We start from the raw sequence: 10759 nt of genomic DNA, 5'->3' as shown, positions 1-10759 counted from the left end.
GCTCTGCCCCGGTTCCGCTCGGCGGAACCGGGGCAGAGCCGCGTTCGGTGACTGCTCAGCGCAGCCAGGGCAGGTCTGCGTCCGTGCCTTCCGGCTGCAGTCCGGTGGCGACGACCTGCATGATCTCGCCGAGCGAGCGCATCTGCTCGGGTGTGAGCCGGTCGAACATCGCCTGGCGTACGGCGCTGACATGGCCCGGCGCGGACCGGCGGAGCATCTCGTAGCCCTCGTCGGTGAGGACCGCGTTCTGGCCGCGCTTGTCGGACGGGCAGTCCTCGCGGCGCACCCAGCCGCTCTTCTCCAGCCGCGCGACGGCATGCGAGAGCCGGGAGCGGGTGATCTTGGCGTCCTTGGCGAGCTCGGTCATCCGCTTTTGGCGGCGGGGTGCCTGGGAGAGCTGGACGAGCAGTCCGTAATAGATGTGCGGCATGCCGGCATCGCGCTGCAGCTGGCGGTCGAGGTGGTCCTCCATGAGCGTGGTGGCGTGGAGATACGCACGCCAGACGCTCTGCTCTTCGTCGGAGAGCCAGCGGGGCTCGCCGGGGGATGCCGTGGTCATGTACTCCACTGTACGACCTTTTCTTGAAAGTTTAACTAGATAGAGCTAAGGTCTCGGGAGGTGGGAGCTTGAAGATTAAAGAACCCTTCCTTCTCAAAGAGACCCAGTTAAAGACTTACCTCGATCAGCAGCGGATGGGGAGTGCCATGACTGTCACCGCGGAGCGCATGCCCGCCCTCTATCTCTCCCACGGCGCACCGCCGCTGGCCGACGACCCGGTCTGGCCCGGCCAACTGGCCGCCTGGTCCGCGCAGTTGCCCCGGCCCCGCGCGATCCTGATGGTCTCCGCGCACTGGGAGGAGGCCCCGCTCGCCCTGGGCGCGACGGAGACCGTCCCGCTCGTCTACGACTTCTGGGGCTTCCCCGAGCACTACTACCAGGTGCAGTACGCCGCCCCGGGCGCCCCGGCGCTGGCGGAGAACGTACGCAAACTGCTGCGCGGAGCCGGTATGCCGGTCCAGGACATCCCGGACCGCGGGCTCGACCACGGGGCGTACGTCCCGCTGGTCGAGATGTTCCCCGGTGCCGACATCCCCGTACTCCAGATCTCCATGCCGACGCTGGACCCGCAGAAGCTGATGGACATCGGGCGCAAGCTCGCGCCGCTGCGCGACGAGGGTGTCCTGATCGTCGGCAGCGGCTTCTTCACCCACAACCTGGCCGCCCTGCGGCATGCGGGCGGCGGCACCCCCGGCTGGTCGGCGGAGTTCGACGACTGGGGGAACCGGGCGCTCCAGGCGCAGGACATCGACGCGCTTGTGGACTTCGAGCACAAGTCCCCGGCCGGCCGGCTGGCCCACCCGCGCACCGAGCACTTCGCGCCGCTCTTCGTGACGCTCGGCGCCTCGGAGGGCGAAATGGACCGGGGCCGCAGCGTCATCGAGGGATTCTGGATGGGACTCGCGAAGCGGTCGGTGCAGTTCGGCTGAGCTCCGTCCAAGGTCCGGTCACAGGGCCGGCGGGTTCAGCTCGATCGAGCGGAGTGCGGCGGCGAGGGCCGTCGCATCGCCGATGTCCAGTGCGGTGTCCGTGAACTTGATGGTGTGATCGTCGCCGTGCGCCGCCGCCCGTGCGAAGAGCTCCTCGGCGGACGCTGTCGTCGGTGTGTACGGGGCCGGCTCGGCCGGGCCGTACGCGGCGGTGACCGCGGCGCTCGCCGCCCAGGCGGCCTCCAGGCTCGGCACCCACAGCGCGCGGGGGAGCGCGGGCAGCGTGCGCAGCACGGCATTGGGTGCGGTCGCGGCATGCACCAGCATGATCGGTTCGCCGTGCCCGTGCGTGGCATAGCGGTGGGTCGCGGCCCGCACCAGTTCCTCCAGCCGGGCCCGCGCCTCGTCCGGGGCGTCGGTGAACCGCTGCGGCCACACCGGGAGCGCGGTGAGCTGCGCCAGCCGGTCCCGGATGCCGCCGCTCTGCTCGGGCACCGGCGGTACGGCGTCCAGCGCGGCCGCGGCGCTCGGGGCGGGCGCCAGCGGTGTCGGCGTGGCAAGCGGCTGGTGGCGGGCGGCCCAGTAACCGAGGCCGTGGGCGAGCTCGGCGATCCGGGGCGCGCTCGCCTCGCCGGCGAGCAGCGTGCGTACGGAGTGGCCGACGCGGATCACGGGGTGGGTGGCGCCCGCCGCGATGCCGGGCAGCAGCCGCGGCCACCACTCGGTCAGGACGTCCCGCCAGGGGCGCTCGGCCGTCTCCTGCTCGAAGTACACAGTCCAGTCCGCGATCCGGCGCGGGTCGCCCAGGGCCTCGCGCCAGTTCTCCGCGGTCACCCGGGACGCGGTGTCCGGCATGTCCTCCAGCTTGTGGCTGTAGTGGTCGAGCCATCGGTGGACGGCCGGTGCCTGACCGTGCCGGACCAGCGCCTCGACGGCCATCGGGCCGTGATTGCTCAGCCAGCCGTTCCGTTCGGGGCCCGCGGTGTGGAGACGTTCCAGCGCCTCGTCGAGCGTGCCCGTGGTGTCGTCGGTGGCACCGGTGGTCGTGTCGGGTGCGCCGTTCCCGCCGGGAGTGCCGTGCCTGCTCGTCGTGTCATTCATACGGCAGCACGCTAGGCGCGGCGCCCGCGGTGCGTAACGGGCCGTGGACCTAGGCCGCGACCGGGCCGGGCCCTAGGACTGCGGCCCCAGCCGCTTCTCGTACCAGGCCACGTCCCAGTACGTGCCGAACTTCCGGCCCACCTCGGCGTACGTACCGACATGGCGGAAACCGAAGCGCTCGTGCAGCCGGGCCGAGGCGTCGTTGGGCTGGGTGATGCCCGCGTACGCGCGGTGCAGGTCCTCGTCGGCGAGCGCCTCGAAAAGGGATGAGTAGAGGAGCGTGCCGATGCCGCGGCCGGTGGCCCACGGGGCGCAGTACACGCTCACCTCGACCGAGGTCGCGTACGCCGCCTTGGGGCGGAAAGCGCTGCTGGTGGCGTACCCCAGGACCGAGGCGGGGCCGACAATGCGGACATCCTGAGCAACCAGAAGACGGTGCGGGCCGTCTTCAGGGTGGGAACGAAGCCACGGCAGCCGCTGTTCGGGCGTAAAGGGGGTCGTATCGAATGTGAGCGCGGTCTCACGTACGTAATGGTTGTAGATGTCCGTGAGCGCCACCAAATCGCCTTCGGTGCCTGGCCTGACCTGCACTTCTGTCTGGATGCTCGGCATGCGCACTCCCTTCGCGGCGGCACAGGGTACTGCATGATCGCGAAAATGAATGCCAGGCCTGGGAATTCTGTCCGGATTCCAGTCGTTGTTTCCATCGGATGCAGGGCACCCGAGAGGGTGTCGCGACCTACTCAGCAAGGGAGCACGCATGGCAACCCGTGCCGTCGCCCGTCGTTCGTCCGCCACCGGCGGGACCAGCCGGGCAAGCAGTGTTCGCGCCTCTGGCGGAGAGATCGCCGATCGCGACCTGGTCGGCATGTACCTGGACGAGATCGCGCGTACGCCGCTGCTCGATGCCGCAAAGGAGGTCGAGCTGTCGCAAACCGTCGAGGCGGGTGTCTACGCACGGCAGATTCTCGACGGTGCGGTGGAGGGTGAAGCCGGTGGAGCCACGCGTGAGGAGCTGGAGGCGCTGGTCGCCGAGGGCGAGCGTGCCAAGGACATATTCATCCGTTCCAACCTCCGGCTGGTCGTTGCCGTCGCCCGCCGCTATCCGCGGGCCGGGCTGCCCCTGCTCGACCTGATCCAGGAGGGCAACGCGGGCCTGGTGCGCGCGGTCGAGAAGTTCGACTACGCCAAGGGCTTCAAGTTCTCCACGTATGCGACGTGGTGGATCCGTCAGGCCATCACCCGTTCCATAGCCGACCAGTCCCGTACGATCCGGCTCCCCGTCCACCTGGTGGAGGAGCTCGGCCGGATCCGGCGGGTGCAGCGCGAGTTCAACCGTGAGCATGGGCGCGAGCCGGAGCACGCGGAGATAGCCGCCGAGCTGGACTCCACGCCGGAGCGCGTGGGTGACGTCCTGGACTGGGCCCGTGACCCGGTCAGCCTCAACATGTCCGTGGACGACGAGGGCGAGACGCAGTTCGGTGACCTGCTGGAGGACACCTCCGCGGTGTCGCCCGAGCAGTCGGTGATGACGCTGCTGCGCAGCGAGGAGCTGGAGGACCTGATCGGCAAGCTCGACAACCGCACCGCATCGATCATCCGTATGCGGTACGGCATCGAGGACGGCCGTGAGCGGACCCTCACCGAGGTGGGCAAGCAGCACGGGCTGACGCGGGAGCGGATCCGCCAGATCGAGAAGCACGCGCTGCTCGAACTGAAGCGAATGGCTCACGACACGGGTTTTGACGCTGCAGCTTGAGCCATCGTCCAGTAACCTCCGAAATAGGTCGCTTCGTGTGACCCCCTGAACTGAGTCCCGGCGCCCACCCCCCCTGGCGCCGGGGCTCATCCTTTTTTGCGCGCTTGGTGGAGGTCGGCCTTCCGTCTGTTCGGTGGCGGCCGGGGCGGTCGTCATTGGGGCGGCGGCGCGTCAGTGCGCTGTCGCGCGGGTCAGCCGGGCGCCCAGATGACTCAGGTACTCCACCAGCTGCGGTGGCTCGTGGGCGGTGAACTCGCAGTCCACCAGCGCCAGTCGGAGCGCCACCCACTCCAGCGAGTCCGACAGGACCGCCCGCAGCCGGCAACTGTTCTCGCCGGTCCGCTCCAACGGGCCGATCGAGGCCGGCAGCCGCGCGGACACGAAGCCCGCCGGGGCCGCGAAGCTCACATCGACCGCCAGCTCCGGCTGCCGCCGGGCGATGGAGCTGCTGAGGAAAGCCGCCGCATCACCCGTCGGCAGCTCGCGCGGTGTGAACCGGGCCCCGGTCGCGAACGGCTCGCTGACCCGGTCGACCCGGAACGTACGCCAGTCCTCGCGCCCCAGGTCGTACGCGACGAGATACCAGCGCCACCCCGTGCTCACCAGCCGGTACGGCTCGGCCTGCCGCTTCGTCTCGGCGCCGTCGCCCGCCCGGTAGGCGAACCGCAGCCGCTCCCGCCCGGTGACCGCCGCCGCCATCACCGTCAGCGTGTGCGGATCGATCGTCGAGCCGTCGCCGCGGGTCAGCGGCATCGTCGCGTTCTGCAGGGTCGAAACCCGGTGCCGCAACCGCGACGGCAGCACCTGCTCCAGTTTCGCCAGAGCCCGTACGGACGCCTCGTCGACCCCCTCGATGGCATGGCCGGCCCCTGCCCGCAGGCCCACCGCGATGGCCACCGCCTCCTCGTCGTCGAGGAGCAGCGGTGGCATGGCGGTGCCCGCGACGAGGCGGTAGCCGCCGACCGATCCGCGCGAGGCCTCGACCGGATAGCCGAGCTCGCGGAGCCGGTCGATGTCGCGGCGGATGGTGCGCGGGCTGACGTCGAGCCGCTCGGCGAGCTCGCTGCCCGGCCACTCACGGGGCGTCTGGAGGAGCGACAGCAGATTCAGCAGTCGTGCCGGGGTGTCGGTCATGGGCTCAGCCTCGTGCCGGTGTGTGGGTCATCTCATCAGGGTGCCCATTCATTGGGTCATGACCTGACCTAATGGCCGTTTAGCTTCTTCATATGCCTTCTTCCGCATCTCTGCCGTCCACGGCATCCGGGCCCACGGTGTCCTCGGACCCGTCGGACCGGCGACGCTGGTTCGCGCTCGCCATCGTGATGACCGCGGCCTTCATGGACCTGGTCGACGTCACGATCGTCAACATCGCCATCCCGAGCATCCAGCGCGACACCGGCGCCTCGTTCAGCTCGATCCAGTGGATCACCGCCGGATACGCCCTGGCCTTCGCGGCCGGGCTGATCACCGGCGGCCGGCTGGGCGACATCTACGGCCGTAAGCGGCTGTTCCTCATCGGTATCGGCGGCTTCACACTGGCCTCCGCGCTCTGCGGCTTCGCCGCGAACCCGGAGATGCTGGTCGCCTCCCGCATCCTCCAGGGTGGCACCGCCGCGCTGATGGTTCCGCAGGTGCTGTCGATCGTGCATGCCACCTTCCCGGCGCACGAGCGCGGAAAGGTCTTCGGCCTCTTCGGCGCGATAGTCGGTCTCGGCGCCGTCTCGGGACCGCTGCTGGGCGCGCTGCTCACCGAGTGGAACATCGCCGGTCTCGAGTGGCGTCCGATCTTCCTGATCAACCTGCCGGTCGGCATCGCGGGCCTGATCCTGGGACGGAAGTTCATCACCGAGTCCAAGGCCCCCAAGGCGCTCCGGCTCGACCTTGTCGGTGTCGCCCTGGTGACGCTGGGGCTGCTGATGCTGATCTACCCGCTCACCCGCGGGCGCGAGCTGGGCTGGCCTGTCTGGGGCTACGTGTCGATGGCCGGCAGCCTCCTGGTGTTCCTGGCCCTGGTGGTGTTCGAGCGGACGAAGGCGCGCAAGGACGGTTCGCCGCTGGTCGAGCTGTCGCTGTTCCGGGTAAAGAGCTTCGCGGCGGGCATCGCCGTGCAGCTGACCTTCGGCATCGGCCTCGGCATCTTCTTCCTGGTCTGGACGCTCTACATGCAGATGGGCCTCGGCTGGAGCGCGCTGCGGGCCGGCACCACCGGTGTCCCGTTCTCGATCGCCGTCTCGTTCGCCGCCGGGATCTCCGTACAGAAGCTGGTGCCCCGCTTCGGCCGCAAGGTCCTCCAGGCGGGCGCACTGCTGATGGTCGTCGGCCTGCTGCTCTACATCTGGGAGTCCGACCGGTACGGCATGGGCATCACGTCCTGGCAGATGGCCCTGCCGCTGGTGGTCATGGGCATCGGCATGGGTCTGATCGTGGCCCCGCTGACGGACGTGGTGCTGTCCGAGGTGCCGAAGGAGCACTCGGGTTCGGCCTCCGGGCTGATCAACACCGTGCAGCAGATGGGCAATGCGCTCGGGCTCGGACTGGTCTCGGTCGTCTTCTTCGGCTCGATCAGTGACCGGCCGGCGCCGCAGCAGGTGGGCCCGGCGTTCGCGGAGGCGTTCCAGCACTCACTGTGGTGGGTGGCCGGGGTGCTCGCAGTGATCTTCCTGGTGATGTTCGCGCTGCCCGCGCGGCCGCGGCAGCACGTGGAGGGTGGCGACGAGGGCATGGACACCATTGCCGAGCCCGGGGTCGAGCTCGGCAAGGAGCCCGCGCTGACGTCGTGATGCTCTGAAGCGCGCAGGTGCCCGCACCCCTCGGGGGTGCGGGCACCAGCGTGTGCGGGCGCGGGCGTGGGCCCCCGCCCTCCCCATGGTCAGCAGATGCGTGTGCGGCTCTCCATGGCTCCGCGCGCGGCGTCCTCGTCGCCGTACACCTCGCACATGTGGCGGCCGTCCGGCGTGGCCGTGTGCTCGACCTCCCACAGGCTCGTCTCGCTGCCGTCGAGGAGCAGGAAGGCGTGCTCGTAGAGCGTGAATCCGGCGTCCCGCCCGTCCACCTGGCACTGCCGGCCGAAGACCTGGGTGATGTGGTGGGCGAAGGCGGCGCGCAGCAGCCGGGCGGTCTCCTCGCCGGGGCCGTCGCTGTTCTCCGCGCGGCGCAGGACGCGGCGGGCGTGGTCGGCGGAATTGTCCGGGGCGTACATCCGGGGCAGCGGGACCGGGGGAGCCGCCATCAGAACCGTGAGTATCTCCAGGTCGGCATGGGGACCGTCGTCCCCGAACACCGGGACTTCACCGAAGCCGCCGGTCAGCCGGGCAGCGGCGATATGGATATCGGCCTCGTCGTCGTACAGCTCGTGGTGGCGGAGGTCGGGCTCCGTCCCCGGCCGCGGGTCCCTCGTGCTCCGCGGACCTCCGTGCACCAGCTCCCACAGGGTGAAAGGGGTGCCGTCGGACAGCAGATACGTATGCCGGTAGGTCTCGCGGTGAAGTACGGAACTGTGGTGCGAGGAGTGCAGGGAACTGCTGTGGGCGAGTGCGGTACCGAGTCTCTCGACCGTACTGTCGGGCAGGTCGAAAGAGTTGAGTGCCCGTCGCAGGAGTCGCTCGAGGTGCTGCTCGGTTGTCTCGTACGGATCGCTCAAGGTGCTGTCTCCAGGCCGTCGCCGCGTGTTACTTGGTGCGTGCTTAACGTAGTCCCTGGGTCCGACATCGCGACCGGGGTTCAGGAAAACGTATGACACACGCAGATGGTTCCTGGTGGTTCGTCCGAACTTCCTTACCCGGGAGGCGAGTCGGGGGCCGGGTGGCTGTGCGGCGACGGCCGTGAGGGGTGCCCGCGTGTGCCGTAGAGATCGCTGTACGCGGGATAGCTGCCACCGCCGGGGCGGCCGTTGACGCTCTGAGCTGCCCGGACGGCCTTCACGATGGCACGGGCCAGGGTGTCCGCACCGGCCGCCAGCAGGTCGTTGAGCGCGATCGGGTTCTGCGGATCCAGCGGCCGGGCGCCGGTGGCCAGCGCGAAAACGGTGTCCCCGTCGGTCAGCAGATGTACGGGGCGTACGGCGCGCGCCAGTCCGTCGTGCGCCGTACCCGCGAGCTTCTGCGCCTGGGCCCGGGTGAGATCGGCGTCCGTGGCGACGACGGCGAGCGTGGTGTTGAGCGGGGGGCGCGCGTTCACCTCCCGCGCCTCGGCCATGCGCTGCTGCGCCGCCCGGTGGACCTCGGGCGCGGGGTACACCGGCGGTTCCGCGGCGCCGTACTCCCCGTACAGCACTCCGGTATGCGGATCGACGACCGAGCCTGCCGCGTTCACCACTACGAGCGCGCCCACCGTGATTCCGGACGCCAGCCGCACGCTTGCCGTGCCCACCCCGCCCTTGAGCTGCCCGGCGACCGCGCCCGTACCGGCGCCGACACCTCCCTCGACGACCGGCGCGCCCGGCTCCGTACCCGCCGCGTCCTTCACCGCCGCGCAGCCGGTCGAGGCGTCCGGGCGGGCCCGCCAGTCACCACCCCGCCCCAGGTCGAAGATGCATGCGGCGGGGACCACCGGCACCACTTGCGCCGGATCGGGGCCGACCCGCACCCCGCGCCCCTGTTCCTCCAGCCAGGCCATCACGCCGGACGCCGCATCCAGGCCGTACGCGCTGCCGCCTGTCAGAACGACGGCATCCACGCGCTGCACCAGATTGCGCGGATCGAGCGCGTCCGTTTCCCGGGTGCCGGGGCCGCCGCCGCGTACGTCGACGGCCGCGATCGCACCGCCCTCGGGGGCGAGGACCACGGTGGTGCCGCTCAGCGCGCCCGCGCCCGCCACCTGCGCATGGCCCACGCGCAGCCCGGTGACATCGGTCAGCGCGTCGAGCGGCCTGGACGACATGGGCGATGTGCGCTGCGCTACGGAGTGGTCTGCCGGCTTCCGTGGGTCTTCCGTCATTGCGTGCTCCTCACTGGATTCACCACTTACGACCTGCCACTCGCGACTCGTCGTTCACCGCCCGTGTGCTCATCGCGTCACGGCGGGCCGTCGGGACAGCATCACCCCCACGGTCGCGGTCGCCGCCGCCACCAGGCCGGCCGCGAGCACCGCCCACCCCCCGGCGAACGTACAGGCCAGGATCGCCAGCACGGCCACAGGGAGCGGCAGTTGCTCCGCGAGATCGCGCTTGAAGTGGCGGGCGTGCAGCGCCCACACCATCAGCAGGAAGAGCGCGGAGGGCACGGTCACCGCGGCGGCGGCCACCGTGTCCGAGACATGGGCCTTGCCCACGGCCTCCTCCACCGCGACCTCGATGCCCGAGCCGATCGCGGCCGCGGAACCGAAGATCAGGTAGTGCCCGTATCCCCAGATGAACGCTTCCCTGCTGCCGCGGAGGTAGTCATGGATCGGCACGGCGAAATAGATCCACCAGGCGGAGAAGACGATCAGCAGCCCGCCCGCGGCGATCGGCAGCAGCTCGCCGAACGCCTGGTGCTCGGCCACCGCCCCCTGGACCGCGACCGTGGCCGCCGCGATCGTCTCGCCCAGCACGATGATCGTGAACAGGCCGTACCGCTCACCGATATGGTGCGGATGCCAGCTCGTCGGGCGGTCGCGCTCGGCGATCGCCGGAACGGACATCTCGGCGAGCGCGAGAACGACGAAGACGGTGGCACGCGCTCCGCCCGTGTTGTCGGTCAGCAGCAGCATGCCGATCCAGCCCAGCTGCACCACGGTGATCCCGACGGCGTACCGCAGCGCGACGCGCCGCTCGGTGCCCCGGGTGCAGTACGCGGCGCGCAGCCACTGGCTGGTGAGGGCGAGCCGCATCACGACGTAGCCGACGACGCCGACTGTCCAGTCGCCCGCGTCGAAGGCACGCGGCACCCCGGCGGCGAAGATGAGCACGCCGGTGATCTGGACGAACGTGACCACGCGGTACAGCGGGTCATCGGTGTCGTAGGCCGAGGCGAACCAGGTGAAGTTGACCCAGGCCCACCAGATCGCGAAGAAGACAGCCGCGTAGCTGACGATTCCGGTGGCGGCGTGGCCCTCGGCGACGGCATGCAGCAGCCGCCCGCCCGCCTGCGCCACGGCCACGACGAAGCAGAGGTCGAAGAAGAGTTCCAGCGGGGTCGAAGCGCGATGTCTCTCGGCGCGGCTGCGGGCAGTCATTCCATGCATGGGAACCAGCACACCAGACGAGGATCGGCGGCGCCCGGGGGGGGGACGCGCCCCGGACGCGGGACGAAAATCTTGTGAACGAATTCACAAGCGAACGAGGGTCCAAAGTCCTCGGAGAAACCACAGGTCGGCGCGGCGATGCCGGACCGGGTCCGGTATCCGACGGGACCTTGGGCCCTTCGGCAGGGACCATTGCGGGCCCGGGACTGCGGAAATCGGGAGTGCAATGGACGCAGCGGCAATGAGGCG

10 protein-coding genes are annotated in these 10759 nt (G+C 70.1%); 3 read left to right on the top strand and 7 right to left on the bottom strand.

All coding sequences use genetic code 11. The features are described from left to right. Positions 1-55: 55 nt before the first annotated feature. Positions 56-568, bottom strand: a complete 513-nt coding sequence (locus ACFVYE_RS11160; protein WP_189278370.1) for a MarR family winged helix-turn-helix transcriptional regulator — start codon at positions 566-568, stop codon at positions 56-58. 137 nt (positions 569-705) lie between these two features. On the opposite strand from ACFVYE_RS11160, the gene ACFVYE_RS11155 reads away from it, so the two are divergent. After that, positions 706-1488, top strand: coding sequence for a dioxygenase (locus ACFVYE_RS11155; RefSeq protein ID WP_389605110.1), 783 nt, complete (start codon positions 706-708; stop codon positions 1486-1488). Between the two features lie 18 nt (positions 1489-1506). On the opposite strand, the gene ACFVYE_RS11150 is transcribed toward ACFVYE_RS11155, so the two are convergent. Both ACFVYE_RS11150 and ACFVYE_RS11145 read right to left on the bottom strand, forming a co-directional pair. Beyond that, positions 1507-2589 (bottom strand): questin oxidase family protein, encoded by a 1083-nt coding sequence (locus ACFVYE_RS11150; RefSeq protein WP_389605108.1) that lies wholly within the window; start codon positions 2587-2589, stop codon positions 1507-1509. Between the two features lie 72 nt (positions 2590-2661). Beyond that, positions 2662-3201, bottom strand: a complete 540-nt coding sequence (locus tag ACFVYE_RS11145; RefSeq protein ID WP_383978252.1) for a GNAT family N-acetyltransferase — start codon at positions 3199-3201, stop codon at positions 2662-2664. A gap of 148 nt (positions 3202-3349) precedes the next feature. On the opposite strand from ACFVYE_RS11145, the gene ACFVYE_RS11140 reads away from it, so the two are divergent. Then, complete coding sequence (locus ACFVYE_RS11140; RefSeq protein WP_383978249.1) at positions 3350-4348, top strand: RNA polymerase sigma factor RpoD/SigA; 999 nt, start codon at positions 3350-3352, stop codon at positions 4346-4348. Between the two features lie 171 nt (positions 4349-4519). Here the strand turns inward: ACFVYE_RS11140 and ACFVYE_RS11135 are convergent, their stop codons facing one another. Beyond that, positions 4520-5482: a helix-turn-helix transcriptional regulator gene (locus ACFVYE_RS11135; protein ID WP_389605105.1), complete on the bottom strand. Its 963-nt coding sequence runs from the start codon at positions 5480-5482 to the stop codon at positions 4520-4522. A 92-nt stretch (positions 5483-5574) separates the two neighbouring features. On the opposite strand from ACFVYE_RS11135, the gene ACFVYE_RS11130 reads away from it, so the two are divergent. Further along, a complete protein-coding gene (locus ACFVYE_RS11130) occupies positions 5575-7128 on the top strand; it encodes an MFS transporter (protein WP_389605103.1) in 1554 nt (517 codons plus the stop codon). Between the two features lie 89 nt (positions 7129-7217). Here ACFVYE_RS11130 and ACFVYE_RS11125 read toward each other — a convergent pair whose 3' ends face one another. From ACFVYE_RS11125 to ACFVYE_RS11115, 3 genes are all read right to left on the bottom strand, one after another. Beyond that, complete coding sequence (locus ACFVYE_RS11125) at positions 7218-7988, bottom strand: DUF6227 family protein (RefSeq protein WP_383961547.1); 771 nt, start codon at positions 7986-7988, stop codon at positions 7218-7220. Positions 7989-8122: 134 nt separating this feature from the next. After that, on the bottom strand, positions 8123-9226 hold the full coding sequence (locus ACFVYE_RS11120; protein WP_383961702.1) for a P1 family peptidase: 1104 nt from the start codon (positions 9224-9226) through the stop codon (positions 8123-8125). 126 nt (positions 9227-9352) lie between these two features. Continuing rightward, the gene (locus tag ACFVYE_RS11115) at positions 9353-10501 is read right to left on the bottom strand and encodes a low temperature requirement protein A (RefSeq protein ID WP_383961550.1); all 1149 of its coding nucleotides are present in this window, start codon (positions 10499-10501) and stop codon (positions 9353-9355) included. Between the last annotated feature and the right edge of the window lie 258 nt (positions 10502-10759).

It is taken from the genome of Streptomyces sp. NPDC058239, assembly GCF_042882185.1.
Classification (GTDB): domain Bacteria; phylum Actinomycetota; class Actinomycetes; order Streptomycetales; family Streptomycetaceae; genus Streptomyces.
Note: the sequence above shows the minus strand (reverse complement) of the source record. Positions and strands in the feature narration are given on the sequence as shown.

Coding starts and splice junctions, on each gene's coding strand:
- ACFVYE_RS11115 (WP_383961550.1), bottom strand. CDS start 10,501: ATGACTGCCCGCAGCCGCGCCGAGAGACATCGCGCTTCGACCCCGCTG.
- ACFVYE_RS11120 (WP_383961702.1), bottom strand. CDS start 9,226: ATGTCGTCCAGGCCGCTCGACGCGCTGACCGATGTCACCGGGCTGCGC.
- ACFVYE_RS11145 (WP_383978252.1), bottom strand. CDS start 3,201: ATGCCGAGCATCCAGACAGAAGTGCAGGTCAGGCCAGGCACCGAAGGC.
- ACFVYE_RS11150 (WP_389605108.1), bottom strand. CDS start 2,589: ATGAATGACACGACGAGCAGGCACGGCACTCCCGGCGGGAACGGCGCA.
- ACFVYE_RS11130 (WP_389605103.1), top strand. CDS start 5,575: ATGCCTTCTTCCGCATCTCTGCCGTCCACGGCATCCGGGCCCACGGTG.
- ACFVYE_RS11155 (WP_389605110.1), top strand. CDS start 706: ATGACTGTCACCGCGGAGCGCATGCCCGCCCTCTATCTCTCCCACGGC.
- ACFVYE_RS11140 (WP_383978249.1), top strand. CDS start 3,350: ATGGCAACCCGTGCCGTCGCCCGTCGTTCGTCCGCCACCGGCGGGACC.
- ACFVYE_RS11135 (WP_389605105.1), bottom strand. CDS start 5,482: ATGACCGACACCCCGGCACGACTGCTGAATCTGCTGTCGCTCCTCCAG.